Consider the following 17,544-nt stretch of genomic DNA (forward strand, 5'->3'; position numbering starts at 1 on the left):
TGATAAATAATGAGCTATGAAATCCCAAGAAATGTGCAAGAGTTGGGGCGTGACATCCAAGAGAACCAATTGAAATATCACCATAAATCCGTTTTGATTTCCAAAGAATTTACGTTTGACAGTGCGCATCATCTGCATTGTTATGAGGGAAAATGTAAAAGTCTACACGGCCATACTTATAAACTGCAAGTGATTATGCGGGGAAAAGTGGATAGCCGAGGGATCGCAATTGATTTTGGAGATATCAAAAGAATTACGAAAGAACGTGTGATAGATCGATTAGATCACCGCTATCTGAACGACGTATTGCCGCCGATGAACACGACGGCTGAGAATATGGTGGTTTGGATTTATGAAGAAATTCATCAAGCATTGCTTGATGAGAAGCTGTATCCAGCCATTTCTTTGGACGAGATTCGCCTATGGGAAACGCCGACTAGCTATGCAGCCATCACTCGCTCGATGATGGAGGAGGATCTGTAATGCGAGATATCCGCATTCCCATGGTCGAGATCTTCGAGACGGTTGAAGGGGAGGGAACCCGTGCGGGGTTCCCAACCATCTTTGTCCGTCTTTTTGGTTGCAACCTGCGCTGCACATGGTGTGACACCACGTACAGCTACCCGCCGGCGGAAGCCGAGAACGTCATGACCATTGCTGAAATTATCAGCAAGGTTGAGACGTTCCGCTCCCGGCATATTTGCCTGACAGGCGGTGAGCCGCTCCTGTACGGCAACAAATCACTCGCGTTGATCGAGGCGCTCGCCGAGCTAGAGCAGGTCGACGACCTGCACATCGAGACGAACGGCGCGATTGACCTAGCGCCATTTATCTCACAAGTAGCATCACCGAAGGTGCGCTACGTGATGGACTTCAAGCTGCCGGATTCCGGCGAAATGGATCAGATGATTTACAGTAATTTCGAGCTTCTGCGCGAGCAAGATGAGTTGAAGTTCGTCATCGGAAGCGATTTCGACTTCCGTACAGCTGTCAACGTACTTAAGGAGTACCCGACGAAGGCGCTGCCGATGTTCAGTCCCGTGTGGGAAACGATGCCGCCGCGCAAGCTGGTAGATCTGATGCTAGCTGAAGGGTTATCGAAGGTGAAGCTGAATATGCAGTTGCATAAGATTATTTGGGACCCGGCGATGCGAGGCGTCTAGCCAGCAGGCATTGTACACCATGTGTACAGTGCCATTTTCTACTTATATGAAAGAGGTGCTAAGGATGAGTGAAAACACAAAAAGAGCCGTCATTATTCTCAGCGGCGGTTTAGATAGTACGACATGTATGGGACTAGCGAAGGAAGCGGGCTATGACTTGTTTCCGATTTCTTTTGACTATGGACAGCGTCATAAGATTGAAATCGAGAATGCCAAGCAAGTTGCTGAGCATTACGGGGTTGCAGCGCGTCACAAAATTATCAAGTTGGATTTCCTGCGTGATTTCGGTGGCAGTGCACTCACGGATGATTCGATAGATGTTCCGAATGTGATGGAGGGGACAGAAGTTGAAGAAATCCCTGTAACTTATGTACCTGGACGCAATCTTTTATTTCTTTCCATTGCAACCTCTTACGCAGAAGTAACAGGCTCTCAAGCGATCTACATTGGTGTAAATGCGCTAGATTACAGCGGTTACCCGGATTGTCGACCTGAATTCATCCACAAAGTAGAAGAAGTTATCGCATTAGCTACAAAGGTTGGGGTCGAAGGTAAGGGAATTACGATTGAAACACCTCTGATTTCCTGGACGAAAGCGAAGATCGTAGAAGAAGGTTTGAAAATCGGTGTTCCTTATGAGCTGACAACATCTTGTTACAATGGCAAAGCAGAAGCTTGTGGCGAATGTGACAGCTGTCGTTTGCGTTTGAAAGGCTTTGAAGAAGCGGGCTCTAAGGATCCGATCGCTTATTTACCGTAGCTGCATGGTTGGAGAAAGGCGGTGCCTGCATGACTCGTATTATGGTTGTTGATGATGACGCTGATATCCGAGAGTTGATTCGCGTTTATTTGGCAGGGGAAGGCCTAACGGTTGTGCAAGCCAGCAATGGGCAAGAGGCGCTAAGTCTTATGGAATCCGTTCCTGCTGACTTAGTCGTACTAGATGTCATGATGCCCTTGATGGATGGTTGGGAGCTGTGCCGCGAATTGCGATTGCATTATCCAGAACTTCCGTTATTGATGGTGACCGCGAAGAGTGAATCGGTCCATAAGGTGAAGGGCTTCCAGCTCGGTACTGATGATTACTTAGTAAAGCCTTTTGATCCCGTAGAGTTAGTCATGAGAGTCAAAGCGTTGTTAAAACGATACCGGATTCATTCCTCACAAGTCATTCTCATTGGTGGAGTGACCATCGATCGTACAACGTATGAAGTACGTTATCAAGATCAGCGGTTTACTTTGCCTTTGAAGGAATTTGAGCTTCTCTATAAGTTCGCAAGTCATGCGGGCCAAATCTTTACGCGTACACAGCTGATTGAGCAAATTTGGGGAATGGATTATGAAGGCGATGAACGCACGGTGGATGTGCACATTAAACGTTTGCGAGAACGCTTTGAGCATTACCAGGAAGGATTTCAAATTACAACGATACGGGGATTAGGGTATAGGCTTGAGGTGAAGGTATGATCAAATCGCTTTATTTGCGCGTGGTTTTAACCTTTTTAGCGATTGTAGTAGCGAGTGTGCTTGTCGCTTTTCCTTTGGCCATGTACTTTTTTACCAATATGATTTCGACGCAATTTCAATCCGAGATGTTAGCCGTTGGACGTCAAATTGTCACGTTAAGCAATGAAGTGCAGCCTAAGAACCTGTATTCCTTTGTAGCAGGGAGCAATCGACTGAACGAGAATTATTTGTTCACTCTATTTGATTCCAGCGGCGCTTCATTAGGTCAGACTCCTGTTGATGTAAAAGGAAGGCCGCGTATCCAATCGTCCGAGGTTGCTGACGTGTTGAAGGGTCATATTTATAAAAGCTTGGATTTCAGTGCTCCCTTTAGCGGGATTAACGGCATTAAAGTCGGTGTGCCGCTGATCGTTGGTGATGAGAGCTACGCGTTATTCATACATACAAACATCACAGATGCTGCACGAAGACAACTCCAGACATTGATTGTATCTGTTCTTGCCATCGTCCTCCTTGTAGGGAGCATACTTATTCTCTTCGCTTCGCGCTACCTGGTGAATCCTTTGAAGAAGCTGACCCTAGCGACAGAGAAGCTGGCACGAGGTAATTTTAACGTCAATGTGAGTGTGAATAATAAGGACGAATTAGGCAAACTCGCAGAGAGCTTCAACCATATGGCTGGAGAGCTAAAGCAGTTGGAACAGATGCGTCAGGATTTTGTTTCAAACGTGTCACATGAGATTCAATCGCCATTGACCTCGATTCGCGGTTTTTCCAAAGCATTAAGAGAGTCGGATATCGCTGAAAACGATCGGATCAAGTATTTGGAGATCATTGAACGCGAGAGTGAACGCCTGTCTCGACTAAGTGAAAATCTACTGAAGCTGGCTTCGTTGGAATCCGAACATCATCCCTTTCATCCTACGATCTATGATTTGGACGAGCAATTGCGTCGCATCGTTGTTTTCTATGAACCTCAATGGTCGATGAAAGAGTTAGATATGGACCTGGCTCTGCCTCGTGTGAAAATCTTTGCAGATAGCGACCAATTAAGTCAAGTGTGGATGAATGTGATTGGTAATGCGATCAAATTCACAGCTACGGGTGGACATATTTATATCAAGCTTGTTCCACTGCGTGACCGGGTTCAAATATGGATACAGGATAACGGGATTGGTATTCCAATCGACGAACAAGGTCGTATTTTTGATCGTTTCTATAAGGTGGATCAAGCCAGGCAGCGTGATAGCGGCAGTGGTCTTGGACTTGCTATTGTGAGGAAGATCATCGATATGCACGATGGATCGATTGAGGTGCAAAGTGAAGTAGGCAAAGGAACGTTATTTCTTATCGTGTTACCGACAACGCACTCACCAACTAAAAAGAGTTGAACAAGAAACTTGGGATTGTTCACCAAGTTTTTTTGTTTTGTTCATATTGAGTTCATATTGAACCTGTATTCTTTATCTCACAATCATTAGTTGAGGGGAGTACAGGAATGAATCGACTCACACAGTTTTCGATGAAAAACGTTTCCGCGTTATTCATCATCATGATCATGCTTTTTGTAGGCGGCTTGTATTCAGCAACACAGCTCAAGGAAGAGAACATGCCGAACGTTTCCTTCCCTGTTGTGGCCGTTACAACGACCTACACGGGCGCGCCTAAAGACGTTATGGATGAAATTACGGTACCCATCGAGAAGAAGTTGGCGAATCTGGAAGATCTAGATTCGATCCAGTCCACTTCCAGTGATAATTTCTCCATGGTTATTATTTTGTTCAAGCAGAATGTCGATGTTGACAAAAAGAAGCTAGCTGTACAGGATGCCCTTTCCACGGTTTCCTTACCGGCAACGGCAGGTGCGCCTAAAGCATCTACTTTCGGTGCAGCATCCTTCCCATCTAACTATTTAGTCGCTTATGCGAACGAGGGAGTCAGCCAAACAGAGCTTGATAAAACGTTCAAAGATACGATTAAACCAGGTCTTGAAGGTATTAAAGGGATCGATCATATGGACATTATCGGGGCTAGAGATACTTCACTCGATATTGAGCTAGATGCAGCGGCCTTAGATGTCTACGGTTTGTCACCAGGGATGGTGAGTAATGCGATTAATACTGCGGCGACGAAAACACCGATCGGTTCTGTTGAAATCGATGGGAATAGCAAAATGACCCGAGTAACTGGCAACTTAGCCAGTTTGTATGATCTACAAAAAGTAGAAATTACAACACCAACTGGTGCCATTGTTACCCTGGATCAAGTATCTAAAGTAAAAGCCATTAGCGAATCCGACTTCAATGGACGATTAGATGGCAAACCAGCAATTGGGATGATTTTATACAAAGCTGGCAGCGCAAATGCGGTTGAGTTCTCCGATGAAATTGAGAAAAACATTACAGAGTGGAAAACAACTTTACCGAATATTACGTTCAAAAGCACCTTCGATAGTGCCGATCAAATTAAGGAATCTATCTCCGGACTTGTCCGTGAAGGGATTGTAGGAGCAGTTCTTGCCTCCTTAATGATTCTAGTATTCTTACGGAATGTACGTATGACACTCATCGTTCTCGTCTCGATTCCGCTTTCCATTTTGATCACCTTATTATTAATGTCGACGTTAGACCTTACGCTCAATACGATGACACTTGGTGGTATATTTATCGCAGTTGGACGGGTTGTCGATGACTCGATTGTTGTTATTGAAAATATTTATGCTTCCTTGGAAAAAGCGCAGGAACGTAAAGAATCCGTTATTGCTTTGGCAACGAAACAAGTTTCGATGGCGATTACGTCGTCTACCTTGGCTACTGTAGGGGTATTTGCTCCACTTGCTTTGGTCACTGGGGTTGTAGGAGGTTTCTTCCGACCTTTCGCATTAACAATTGCTTGTGCACTTCTTTCATCCTTAATCGTAGCTCTAACGGTTATTCCAATGCTTTCGAAATTACTTGTGTTGCGCAGCAAACCAGGTAAAGTGCAGCATGATGAATCTGCGCCAACGAAGTTATCGATGTTTTATGAAAAAGTGCTTACATGGAGCTTGAAAAATAAAATTAAAACGCTGCTAGTCGCTTTAGTTATGCTGATTGGGACGATGGCTGGAACGATTCCGTTCTTATCAGTTGCCTTTTTACCGGCGTCAGGCGCGTCACATATCATGTATTTCCAATTAAAATTGCCGTATTCAACGTCGTTTGATGCGACAGATAGCAAAACGAAAGAAATCGAAACGGTCTTGTTAGACCTGAAGGATTCAAAAGGTGAACCGGTATTTAAATTTGTTGAAGCACTTGTGGGTTACGCAGGTAATGATGATGAGCAAACCCCATATGCGTCGCAAATTTTCCTTGAAGTGAATGACAATGTGGATCCTGAACAAGTGAAGGATCAAACGACAGCTTATATTTTATCGGAGTTGCCAAATGGTTCTGAAGTTGAACCTAAATCTATGGAAGGTGATTTCGGCGTATCAAGTACAGACTTCGCCTACACACTCCAAGGTGATGATCAGCTTCAACTAGAGAAAGCAGCGAGAATGGTGAAAGAGAAATTAAACACTTTCCCTGAGCTTGCCGAAGTTGAAGATAATTTGAGCGATGCCAAAACAGAAATCGAAATTGCTGTTGATCAGAAGAAAGCTAGAGCCTATGGTTTAAGCGCAGCTTCCGTAAGAGATTCAGCACGTACATGGATTCAAAAGCAAAATCTAGGCGATATGAAATTCGATAATATTGTGTATACAACAACGGTTTCATTGGAAAAAACAGACAAAGATTCTCTTGAGAAGTTGGGTAATATTCCGTTAACGGCTCAGAATGGCTCAACCATTCTATTGAAGGAAGTTGCCAAAATCAATGAAACGAAAGGCGCTGCTTCGCTTGCAAGAGAGAATCAGGCGCAGCTCGTGAAAGTTTCTGCCAAAATTAATTCAGACAATAAGACTGCTGTAAGTGCGAAATTAAGTACGGCTTTGAAAGAGCTAGAGCTTCCGGAAGGTGTTACACCGCAAATTACAGGCGTATCCGAAGATGTTAACGAGAGCTTTACTCAGTTATTTGTGGCTATGGCTGCTGCGGTATTCGTGGTTTACTTGATCATGGTATTGGCGTTCGGGAATGCAAGTGCACCATTTGCTATTCTGTTCTCACTTCCTCTAGCTGTTATTGGAGGCCTTTTAGGACTCGTCATTGCAAATGAACCATTAACCGTAACTTCCATGATCGGATTCCTCATGTTGATTGGTATCGTTGTTACGAATGCGATCGTATTGATCGACCGTGCACAACAGTTACGCGAAGAGGGATATACCGTTCGTCATGCGCTTATTGAAGCAGGGAAAATCAGACTTCGTCCTATCATCATGACAGCCGGGGCAACCATTATGGCGTTAGTGCCATTAGCGCTCGGGATCTCAGCAGAAGGCGGATTGATCGGTAAAGGTCTTGGGGTTGTTGTTATTGGTGGATTGATTACTTCGACACTCTTGACGCTAGTCGTTGTACCTATTATTTACGAGTTGATTGAAAGTATGAAAAACCGCATTAGCAACATGTTTAACCGGAAAAAAGGCAAAGAAAAAATGACAACGAGTTCGTTAGAGGTATAAGGAGGCACATCGATGATTAACGAAGGTTCACGAAGAGGGCATAGCAAATATCGCTGGATGGGGGTCATCACGCTGTTAACTGCAGCGACAGTGTTGGCGACAGCCTGCTCTGCACCAGGAGCTAAGGATGCGGCAACCGTACAGTTAACTCCTAAAGCGGTCAAAACAGAAGCGATCAAGCTTCAGAAAATAAGTAATCCGATTGAACAGGTGGCAGATGTTGTAGCAGGAACAACGCTCGATGTGATGGCGAAAGCGAATGGTGAAGTTACGGAAGTTCTGAAGAAGCGAGGCGAGTATGTGACGAAGGGCGATGTCCTTTTCGTTATTGATAATAAAGATGCCTTATCTGCGAAACGGAAGAGTGAGCTTCAAGTGAAGAGTGCAGCGGATTCCTTGCAGCAAGCTAGAGATAATAAAGTGAATACACGGAAAGATTTGGCTGATAACGTAGCTCGTACACAAACGGCTTTGAATAACGCTCAGCAAGATTACAACAAAATCAGAAATGATTTTGAAGCAGGTAGTGCAGTTCAGCGCCAAGTAGATCAAGTTAAACAAGCCTTGGATAACGCTCAAATGAGTTTAGATGCTGCGCAAAGTAAGCTATCCGCTTTCGATAATACGGATTCTATCTCCAGTATTGAAACACAAGCAGAATCCGCACGTCTAACATTAGAGGATGCTACTCGCTCGTTAGACAATTACGAAGTGAAAGCTCCTGGTAGTGGTGTTCTGACAGATTTCAATGTCGTGGTTGGTCAAACAGCGTCTGCAGCGGCAGGCAAGGTTGGTCAAGTTCAGCAGATCGATCCTATTAAAATCAAAACAGAGTTAGCAGAAACGAACTACCAGCTTGTGAAAAACAAGAAGGAACTCGTGTACTATAACCCGAATACACCTGATAAGAAAGGGACAGCTAAGATTAGCTACTTAGCGCCAATCATGAGTGCTGCTTCCAAAACTTATACACTGGAATTAGAAATTCCGAATCCAGATCGTACGATTCAACCAGGTGGACGCTATCTCGTCCAATTGACAACGGAGACGGAAGAAAACGTTGCTGTCGTGCCTACACTCAGTATCATTCGTGAAGAATCCGATACCTTCGTATTCGTTCAACAAGGTGACCAATATACGAAACGGAAAGTGAAACTTGGACGCATTAACGGCGAGTTCCAAGAAGTACTGGAAGGTGTGAAAGAAGGCGAGCAACTGGTCGTCACTGGACAGAACACATTGAAAGATGGTCAAAAGGTATCAAGCCCAGCAGCATCCACACAACCGACGACATCACCAGCTGCCAAATAGCATCATTGAAATTCATATTAAGGGAGACGTTATAGATGAAAAAAAGACCATGGAAATCCAGTCTAACAGCCATTATGCTGGGAGCAATGATCGTTCAAGGAGGTACCGCAGCATGGGCTGCGGAGCCTTCCACGCCAACTGTTGTCGCACCAACTGTGAATTATGGTTTAACGAAGGATATTCGCGCTGCTATCAAAAGTGTCGGTGAAACACCGACAGCGACAGGGTCACAGCTTGCTGTGACGGTTCGTTTGTACAATGGTGGCACAACGCAGAATCGCGTGCCGGAGCATGAGCTTCGCGTGCAAACCTCGAGCGGGATCTCTTACACGCTGAAACCAAGTGCAAGTAATAAAGCTTCCCTGCAACCGAAGGAAATTGCAGAGCTGGTTTATTTCGCAGCCATTGATTCGAAGGAAATCGGTAAGATTGAAAGCCTTTCGTTCGTGAATGTTGATTTGTATGCTTATCCGAAGGTTGAGACTACGCTGCTTTCAATGCCAACCAATCAAGTATGGTATGGTGGTACGGGCAGTGCAGCGCTGGAAAGCATCGCTAGTGCGGGGTGGGGACAAGAGTTCACTATTTCTGGTGTGAATTCAGGACTTACGTATAAGACGGTGGAATCATCACTACAGAACACAGCAACAGGTCGTGTAGCCGTTGTGACCGTCCTTGTAAACAATCCGGGAGCTGGTCGTGAGACGGTACCGGCTTTCCGTATTGATGCACAAACGGAGTCGAAGAATTATGAAGGAAAACGTACTGAAGTGGCCCCAGTTGTCTTGGCAGCAGGAGAAACGAGCTACATCCATTACGCGATCCCGGTGGAGAGCGGTGTGACGTTAACGAATATCGTCGTACTATCGACAGATACGTTTGTCCCGAAAGACGGCGGTCAGCCTTCAGAATTGGCAACAGCGAAGTTGGCTATCAACTGGCCGGTAGATGCTGCTAATGCAACCGCAGCCGCGTATACAATTGGTAAACCGATCACTTTCAATGAACAAGCCAAAGTAATTGATAAGTCAACGGAAGTGTCCTTAATGGAACTTCATTTGCATGAAAATCCAGGTGAGGGCTATAAGACAGCCGTTGCGAAGTTCAAATTAACGAATACAAGCACAACGCCAGTGGCAACACCAGCATTCTTAACGGAACTAACAAGTAAGCTAGGCGCTTCTTATCAAGGTGTTCGTCAATCGAATGTAACAACTATGCTGAATCCTGGTTTGAGCTATGTGGTCAGCTATTCCTATATTGTTCCACAATCCGAAGATAGTGAAAGTTTTGCTTTGAAAATATTAGATGCTCAGGCTGCAGCACCATATACGACGACGATTGCTGCCCTGCAAACGGATCTACAGAAGGAAACGACGGATAATATTATATCCTTGTACCCGATTGATGTGACGTTCAAAGACATATCAGTTAGTATGCAATATGCACTGGGGACATACAGTTATAAGGTGAAATTGGATCTAAGTATCACACAGGCGCCAAATGTCGTGGTTGATAACAATTTCTCCAAATTAAGATTTGAGATCGTGGATAGCTTAGGACGAGTTGTAGGTTCTAAAGACGCATCATTTAATGGGCCTAATAAGTTAATTAGTGGCAGTCAAATCCTTGATGCAACAGGTGCTAATTTGGACCAATTTAGCTCCCCATTCACGATTAATGTCTATGAAGCCATTGATACGCCAACGGGAATCGCTAAACGTTTAATCAAAGTAATGAAATAATTGCACAAGCATTGGATAGAAAAAGAAGCCTGCTAGTAGTGACATCTACTGGCAGGCTTTTTTCTTTTGTAAATATGTCGTTTACCGCTGTACTCTAGCCTTCACGGATTTCGCATAATCCGATGGTGACATGCCGACGGTTTTCTTAAAATCCCTAGAAAAATAATGAATGCTTGTATAGCCAAGCAAGTTAGCAATTTCTGTTATATTATAGGGTCCTTCACGCATATAGGTTTTGGCTTGCTCGATTTTGAGTAGTTTGAAGGCTTCCATGATCCCCATGCCTTTCTGGGATTGAAAAAGCTCCTTCATACGACTTTTGCCCAGGTGAAAGGTTTGGCAGAGGTCATCAAGGGTAAAAGAATCTGCCAGATGTTCACTCAAATAGGCCATAATCTGACCGACGAGCCCTACCGCAGCTTTTTCTTTTTGCAACGAGGACTGTTTCAATTTCTGAGCTTCCTGAATGTTTCCCCGAGCTTCTTGTTTACGGATGAGGGTGATAAGGAGGATTTCTAAATACGCTTTGATGAGCTGCTCACTAGCAAACGACGCCTCTTCGTTTCTTTCTAACAAATGAACGGAAGGAGAATCGAAGGGAGGGAGGAACGCATGAAATCCCTCTTGCGTGATGATTGAAAGCATATTACGTTCGCGATCGCCCAACGATATGACTTTATTAGCTAGCTGAGACATAGCCTCAGAATGGCAGACGAAGGCGATGACAATGAGATTCGGCGGCTTATGCGCATGTCTGACATGAACGGTATGGAATTCCTCAGGCTTGTGGAAGATCATATTCCCCTGCTGGAGGGTATGGATGACATCATCGGCACGCACCTCGACTTCCCCCTTGTCCACGTAGAGAATTTCCCAGAAGTCATGCTGTTCACCGTCGAATACAAAGCCTTTGGCATATTCAAAATAGTGAAAGGAAATGAGAGCCTCGATCGAAAGTGATTCCTGTAAATAGATTCTTGGGAAATCCATGGTGTCCGTCCTCTCTAGGGGATTTTCTTCCCGATTACAGACATTTTACCACATTCAATTTAGCTAAAGTGCAAATAATTCGGCTTAATAGATAAATCCAATGGGACTTCACTCTTTTATAATAAAGGAAAGAAGCGGAGGGGATTAACAATGAAAAAAGGGATTAATATTTGGTCATTTCCAGGCTCCATGAGCGTGAAAGATTGCATTACAACTGCGAAAAAAGCCGGATTCGATGGCATTGAATTAGCGTTGAACGAAACAGGTGAGCTTAGCCTGGAAAGCACGGAAAGTGAAGTTCGTGCTTATCGCCAGCATGCTGACGAAACAGGGATTGAAGTAAGTAGCTTAGCAACAGGTTTATTCTGGTCCTATTCCTTGACAAGCAGTGCCCCGAAAACGCGTCAGAAAGCAAAGGATATCGTGAAGAAGCAGCTTGAGCACGCCGCGGCACTTGGTGTTGATACGATTTTGGTCGTACCTGGTGCGGTAGGTGTTGATTTCATTCCTGATTCTGAAGTGGTTCCGTATGACCAAGCCTATGACTACTCCCTTGAAGCCATAAAGGAGCTTTCGACGGTTGCTGAGTCCTTGAAGGTTTCAATTGGGATTGAAAATGTGTGGAATAAATTTCTACTATCACCGCTGGAAATGCGGGATTTCATTGATAAAGTAAATTCACCGTATGTAGGTGCATATTTCGATGTAGGGAATGTGATCTTCTCTGGGTATCCGGAGCATTGGATTTCTATTTTGAGCCATCGTATCAAAAAAGTGCATTTCAAGGATTATCGCCGCGCAGCTGGCGGTTTGCATGGTTTCGTTGACCTGCTTGCAGGCGATGTGAATTATCCGGAAGTGATGAAGGCCCTGCAAGCCATTGGGTACGAAGATTATGTGATCGCTGAAATGATTCCTGGCTATACGCATCACGGCGAGCAAATTGTTTATAACACATCCGGCGCTATGGATGCTATTCTGGGGAGGAAATAATCATGCTAAGAATCGGACTAGTTGGACTAGGCTTCATGGGAAGAACACATTTGGAGAATTATGTACGCCTGGAAGCAGAAGGTGTTGCGATTAAAGTCGTAGCATTATGTGATATTGATCCGGTGAAACTAGAAGGCAACGCGGTTGCTGGAAATATTGATACAGGTGATTCAGCGATCGATTTCAACCTCTATGCGAAGTACACCAGTGTGTCCGAGATGATTGAGAAAGAACAGTTGGATTACGTGGATCTAGCTCTCCCGACATACCTGCACCGTGATATTACGATAGAATGTCTTAATAAAGGTCTGCACGTGCTGTGTGAGAAGCCAATGGCTTCGAATCCGCAAGAGTGTGCAGAGATGATAGAAGCTGCTGAAGCGAATGGTAAGCAATTGATGATTGGACAGTGTCTGCGCTTTTGGCCATCCTATGTGTACTTGAAAGAAGCTGTTGAGAATGGGACTTACGGTAAAGTAACAAGCGGTTATTTCTACCGCGGCGGCGCTACGCCGACTTGGGGACCATGGCTAATCGATAAAGAGAAGAGCGGCGGCGCTTTACTCGATATGCATGTTCATGATATTGATATGGTTAATTGGCTGTTCGGAAAACCTGAATCCGTTTCCTGCTTGGCACGAAATGTAGTTCCAGGCAGCGGCTATGATGTTGTGTCTACGAATTATTTGTACGGGGATGGCAAAGTTATCAATGCACAAGCCGATTGGACTCTCGAAGGTGATTATGGCTTTGATATGCAGTACCGCGTCAATTTCGAGAAAGCGAATATTATCTTCAACGCAAGTGGCCTGAAAGTGAACCTGAATGACGCGCCTGGGTTTAACCCAGAGCTTTCTCCAGAGATGGGCTATTATTTGGAACTGAAATATTTCATTGAGACGCTTCTCGCAGGGGAATTGGTCACAACCGCAACGCCGGCTAGTACACGGGAAACGATTGAAATTGCTGTCGCTGAGATGGCATCGGCAGACAAGCAAGGGGCTTGGGTAGAAGTGAAGTAAAGGACATTGAAAAACCTTGGAAATCGTTCCTGATTTCTAAGGTTTTTTGGCTATGCTTGAAGCGACCATTTCCGAGCAAGTCTGAGTGTTAATTATTTTCATTTGACTGCAATCGCTTTCGTATTCTATGCTAATTGCATTTGCAATAACTAGAGGTGAAGACGAATGAAAGACATAGATTCAACAGCATCGTGGCAAAAACTCCGTCTATTCGCAGTCACTTGGCCGATTTTTATTGACTCTGTTTTACGTATGATGTTAGGTACTGCGGATGTCTTCATGTTAAGCCGAATTTCGGATGAAGTAACAGGAGCCGTGGGTTTAGCGAATGAAATCATCGTGTTCTGTATTTTGATGTTTGGTTTTGTGGGTATCGGGACCAGTGTGGCTGTTGCTCAGCATCTGGGAGCAGGTAAGGTGAAGGAAGCGAGTCGGATTTCTGCTTTAGCCATCACGATTAATTTGATTTTCGGCATTATCGTAAGTATCGCGTTAGTTGTGTTTGGTGAGCCGTTAATGCATCTGATGCATTTGGATCCTCAGCAAATTGCGATCGCCAAAAAATATTTAACGATTATCTCCGCATTTATTTGGATAGAAGCGTTGTCGTATGCGATTTCGTCGGTATTGCGCTCCAATGGTCAGACCCGAGACGTGATGTTCGTTACGTTGGGGGTTAATGTGATTCATATTCTGGGTAACAGTCTCCTGATTTTCGGGAATCTGGGATTCCCAGAATGGGGGGTTACTGGGGCGGCTGTTTCAACGGTTGTAAGTCGACTCCTCGGACTCGTTGTTCTTGTGATCATCTTGTACCGTCGCTTACAGGTTCCTATTCTTCTTAAGCATTATGTGAGCTTCAAGTCGAAGATTGTGAAGCAAATTCTTAGTATTGGATTACCTTCTGCTGGAGAGCATGTTTCATGGCAGTCTCAATATCTGATGATTTTCAGCTTCATTAATATTATCGGGGCCACCGCGCTAAGTGCGCATGTGTACGTGATGAATGTGACCAATTATTTCATGGCCCTGGGTATGGCGATTGGCATGGGGACGGAAATTATTATTGGGCACATGGTTGGTGCAGGGGCTTTCCAAGCGGCTTATCATAAATTGATCCGAAGCTTGAAGATTACGTTTGTTCTGACATTCGTCATCGTGGGCATTACGTCGATTTTCCGCAAAGAACTGCTCGGACTATTTACCGATAATCCCGATATCATTGCTATGGGATCGACAATTCTACTTCTTTCTATCATTCTAGAACCCGGTAGAACGTTTAACTTGGTTGTCATTAATTCCTTACGTGCTGCTGGAGATGCTAGATTCCCGGTAATGATGGGGGTTGTCTCGATGTGGGGGATTGCTGTTCCATTAGCTTACTATCTCGGAATTCATCTAGAAATGGGCTTACTGGGTGTCTGGATAGCTTTTACAGTTGATGAGTGGGTGAGAGGCTTGCTGATGTATCTACGTTGGCGGAGCCGTGTATGGCAAAGTAAATCACTGGTTAAACCAAGCGGCGAGCTACTGGCTCATTCGGTTTAATGGTAAATGAAGAAGCCTAAAACTCTTGATGAGAGAGTTCTAGGCTTCTTTCGTATTTTGAAAAAGATGACATGAAGGTTGTGGCTGGCGGCTGGTAATTATACTATATTCAGTTTCTTGTAAAAGAATTGGATGTTTGTAGGAAATCATAGAAAACGTGCTAGTGTACCCCTGTATAGATGTGGATTGCATCTCTTAGAAACTCTGCCGTACCTGGTTGTTTCACATCATAATAGGCTTTGAAGCGTTCATCATCCACATACATTTGGGCAAGCCCGGCATGCGCTTCTTTACTGTACTCACTCCAATAGGACATGAGCCATTGTTTGTGCAAATCAGCCGCTTTTTGTGCAAGCTCACTTCCAGGGTCACCTAGCTTGAAAGCTTCAGCCAAGGTTTCGGCTACATCCTCTGCTAATCGAGTTACTGCGTCGTGCTGCTCTTGCGTCATATTTTGTAGTTTCTGATTGCTCTTATTCACTTTGTCATCGCCGTATTTCTCACGAATCTCTTTCCCATATTTCTTTTCATTATCATCAATTAACTTTTGTTTAAAGCCTTCAAATTTCTCTTTATTTGACATGGTAAGTCTCCCTTCTTTGGAAGCAATGGTTTGTTCAACGTTGGCAATGAGAATATCCAATTGTCTCCGCTTGTCGAGAAGCTGCTCTCGATGGTCCATCAGTGCACGGGTTCCGTCATAAGTAGGGGACGACATGATGTCTTTAATTTGCTCCAGAGGAATGCCCAGCTCCCGATAAAATAAAATCTGCTGCAGTCGGTCCACCTCATTTTGCCCATATATGCGATATCCTGATGAGTTGATTCTTGCCGGCATAAGAAGTTCAATCTCATCATAATAGCGAAGTGTACGGGGGCTGATTCCAGCCAACTTCCCCAAGTGCTGTACCGTGTATTCCATCTGCTCACCTCCTGACAACTTAACTGTAAAGGTTTACGTAGCGTTAATGTCAAGTCCTTTTTTTTATCTTGTGAGTCCAGCTGAAGTGAACGACGAAGGTGATGAGTCCAATCAGCACGATGAATAACAGACTAACGAAGAAGCCAGGACGCGTGGTAGGGTGAAAAGCAGCTCCAGAAATGGCGATAAGAATAAGAAGCATGCCCACCCAGCGTTTGAACATTTTAGCAGGCGTATGAATTAATAGTCGTCCGGAAGACAGCAAGATCAATAACCAGATGAATAGCAAGGTGAGACCTGCTGCCGTCGACATAACCGTGTAAAGTTCATCGGGTAAAAGCAAGGAAAGAATAACAGCGGCAGCCATTCCACCGGAAGTTAAGGCAAGAGCAGGGTATGGGATCTGCCTCCTTCCACTTGTCGTACGAGTGAACATGAAAGGCGCATCATGATCCTTCGCAAGGGCAACGAGTATGGAGGTAACGGCGAATAAGGAAGCTACCATCGTTGAGAAAGCAGCAATAATGAGAATCGAATTGAATACATGCGGAACATATGGCAATGGGTAGCTTTCCAAGCTGACTTGGAAGGGGCTTTTTTGGTCATGAAGCGCGTGCAAGGGTAAGAGGGTTAAGACTAAGAAGAGCGAGACGATGTAGAGGATAGCTAAAAGGAGGATCATGATGGAGCCTGCTTGATGAGCTTCGCTCGATTTCTTTAGACGCATGGCGAAAAGCCCCATCATTTCCGTTCCGCCGAAGGCGTAGAACGCATAGATGAAGGATGACCAAGAGCCCTTGAGCCCTGAAGGCAGAAAGGTGTCTTTTGAAATAGGGAATGAAAGCGGATGGAGACCTCCTCTGATCCATCCAAGTACCGCGGCACCGGCAAGGAGGAGAAATATCAGCAACGCTGAAACTTTGATGAGTGCGAAAATATGCTCCGAACGCTCGAAGGCTTGGGCACCGAGCAAGATGACACCTACGCCGAGACTGGCATAGAAGAAGGCAAACAACCACATCGGTACCGTGGGAAACCAGAACTGCGTAAACAGGGAAAGCGCCGCTAATTGACTCCCCATAATCATCAACTGGGAGCCCCAGTAAATCCAACCGCTGCTAAATCCAGCCCAGTGTCCATAAGATAATTTGGCATAGGAGCGGAATGAGCCTTGTTGGGGATGCTCTCCTGTCATTTGTAGCAAAGCGTCAAGAACAAAATAGGTGCCTGCTGCAGCTAAAAGGAACAAGAATAGCATGGAGGCGCCGCCCATCGTTAGGCCGATACCGACGCCTAGAAAGTAGCCAGTTCCGAGCGTGCAAGCGACGCCTAGCAGTGATAGCTGCCACCACGCCATCGTGCTGTTCTTCGTTGGATTTGCTTTTGTGGACATGCCGCCTCCTAAGCTGTTTATGAGAAATGGATCACAACAGCCCATAGTATAGCTTGTCCATTGGTAAAATATACAGTTAAGCCAGGTCCATAAGTGCGAATAGAAGACCTTCTTTTTCGATGACGTCAAAGGGTTGAAGCCTTGCATTAGGGACATTGTGGCAACGGCCAGTGTGCACTTCAAAGGTCCAGCCATGCAGTGGACACTCTAATTCGCCATTTTCAAGTTCGACCACATAACCTGCGTGAGGGCATCGACTGGAAAGCAACGTGTAGACACCATCCGCTTCCGTAAGGAAAAATCGCTTGCCATTCACTTTCACTTCGGACGGGTTTGCAGTAAACTGTTCCTTAGAACCAATCAGGATTTCATTCATGG

The 17,544-nt window shown here is 44.9% G+C and carries 15 protein-coding genes; 11 read left to right on the forward strand and 4 right to left on the reverse strand.

Going from position 1 to position 17,544, the window contains the following annotated elements:
• Positions 1-9 precede the first annotated feature (9 nt).
• The 8 genes from queD to ACSQ8O_RS12605 all read left to right on the forward strand — a co-directional run bounded on the left by queD (position 10) and on the right by ACSQ8O_RS12605 (position 10,298).
• Complete coding sequence (gene queD, locus ACSQ8O_RS12570) at positions 10-483, forward strand: 6-carboxytetrahydropterin synthase QueD (RefSeq protein ID WP_056616183.1); 474 nt, start codon at positions 10-12, stop codon at positions 481-483.
• Positions 483-1,163 carry a 7-carboxy-7-deazaguanine synthase QueE gene (locus ACSQ8O_RS12575; RefSeq protein ID WP_436241825.1) on the forward strand — a complete coding sequence of 227 codons (681 nt, stop codon included), beginning with the start codon at positions 483-485 and terminating at the stop codon, positions 1,161-1,163. Before queD ends, ACSQ8O_RS12575 begins: the two co-directional genes overlap by 1 nt.
• Positions 1,164-1,227: 64 nt before the next feature.
• Positions 1,228-1,923 carry a 7-cyano-7-deazaguanine synthase QueC gene (gene queC, locus ACSQ8O_RS12580; RefSeq protein WP_236285787.1) on the forward strand — a complete coding sequence of 232 codons (696 nt, stop codon included), beginning with the start codon at positions 1,228-1,230 and terminating at the stop codon, positions 1,921-1,923.
• 29 nt (positions 1,924-1,952) lie between these two features.
• A complete protein-coding gene (locus ACSQ8O_RS12585; RefSeq protein WP_436241826.1) occupies positions 1,953-2,630 on the forward strand; it encodes a response regulator transcription factor in 678 nt (225 codons plus the stop codon).
• Positions 2,627-4,021, forward strand: a complete 1,395-nt coding sequence (locus tag ACSQ8O_RS12590) for an ATP-binding protein (RefSeq protein WP_436241827.1) — start codon at positions 2,627-2,629, stop codon at positions 4,019-4,021. The genes ACSQ8O_RS12585 and ACSQ8O_RS12590 overlap by 4 nt, the downstream gene beginning before the upstream one ends.
• 107 nt (positions 4,022-4,128) lie before the next feature.
• Positions 4,129-7,242 carry an efflux RND transporter permease subunit gene (locus ACSQ8O_RS12595; protein WP_056616168.1) on the forward strand — a complete coding sequence of 1,038 codons (3,114 nt, stop codon included), beginning with the start codon at positions 4,129-4,131 and terminating at the stop codon, positions 7,240-7,242.
• A 12-nt stretch (positions 7,243-7,254) separates the two neighbouring features.
• Complete coding sequence (locus tag ACSQ8O_RS12600; RefSeq protein WP_436241828.1) at positions 7,255-8,553, forward strand: efflux RND transporter periplasmic adaptor subunit; 1,299 nt, start codon at positions 7,255-7,257, stop codon at positions 8,551-8,553.
• A gap of 35 nt (positions 8,554-8,588) precedes the next feature.
• Entirely contained in the window at positions 8,589-10,298 is a 1,710-nt protein-coding gene (locus tag ACSQ8O_RS12605; RefSeq protein WP_436241829.1) for a hypothetical protein, read from the forward strand.
• Positions 10,299-10,379: 81 nt separating this feature from the next.
• Here ACSQ8O_RS12605 and ACSQ8O_RS12610 read toward each other — a convergent pair whose 3' ends face one another.
• Positions 10,380-11,288 carry an AraC family transcriptional regulator gene (locus ACSQ8O_RS12610; RefSeq protein WP_436241830.1) on the reverse strand — a complete coding sequence of 303 codons (909 nt, stop codon included), beginning with the start codon at positions 11,286-11,288 and terminating at the stop codon, positions 10,380-10,382.
• A gap of 150 nt (positions 11,289-11,438) precedes the next feature.
• On the opposite strand from ACSQ8O_RS12610, the gene ACSQ8O_RS12615 reads away from it, so the two are divergent.
• The 3 genes from ACSQ8O_RS12615 (at position 11,439) to ACSQ8O_RS12625 (ending at position 14,851) form a co-directional block, all read left to right on the forward strand.
• Positions 11,439-12,281, forward strand: coding sequence for a sugar phosphate isomerase/epimerase family protein (locus ACSQ8O_RS12615; RefSeq protein ID WP_436241831.1), 843 nt, complete (start codon positions 11,439-11,441; stop codon positions 12,279-12,281).
• Positions 12,282-12,283: 2 nt separating this feature from the next.
• The gene (locus tag ACSQ8O_RS12620) at positions 12,284-13,303 is read left to right on the forward strand and encodes a Gfo/Idh/MocA family protein (protein WP_436241832.1); all 1,020 of its coding nucleotides are present in this window, start codon (positions 12,284-12,286) and stop codon (positions 13,301-13,303) included.
• Positions 13,304-13,468: 165 nt separating this feature from the next.
• On the forward strand, positions 13,469-14,851 hold the full coding sequence (locus ACSQ8O_RS12625) for an MATE family efflux transporter (RefSeq protein ID WP_436241833.1): 1,383 nt from the start codon (positions 13,469-13,471) through the stop codon (positions 14,849-14,851).
• Positions 14,852-15,011: 160 nt separating this feature from the next.
• Here ACSQ8O_RS12625 and ACSQ8O_RS12630 read toward each other — a convergent pair whose 3' ends face one another.
• From ACSQ8O_RS12630 to ACSQ8O_RS12640, 3 genes are all read right to left on the reverse strand, one after another.
• Positions 15,012-15,773 (reverse strand): MerR family transcriptional regulator, encoded by a 762-nt coding sequence (locus ACSQ8O_RS12630; RefSeq protein ID WP_436241834.1) that lies wholly within the window; start codon positions 15,771-15,773, stop codon positions 15,012-15,014.
• 49 nt (positions 15,774-15,822) lie between these two features.
• Positions 15,823-17,166: an amino acid permease gene (locus tag ACSQ8O_RS12635; RefSeq protein ID WP_436241835.1), complete on the reverse strand. Its 1,344-nt coding sequence runs from the start codon at positions 17,164-17,166 to the stop codon at positions 15,823-15,825.
• Positions 17,167-17,242: 76 nt separating this feature from the next.
• The gene (locus ACSQ8O_RS12640) at positions 17,243-17,542 is read right to left on the reverse strand and encodes a Rieske (2Fe-2S) protein (protein ID WP_436241836.1); all 300 of its coding nucleotides are present in this window, start codon (positions 17,540-17,542) and stop codon (positions 17,243-17,245) included.
• Positions 17,543-17,544 lie beyond the last annotated feature (2 nt).

Source organism: Paenibacillus sp. LjRoot56, assembly GCF_964253335.1.
Lineage (GTDB): Bacteria > Bacillota > Bacilli > Paenibacillales > NBRC-103111 > Paenibacillus_E > Paenibacillus_E allorhizoplanae.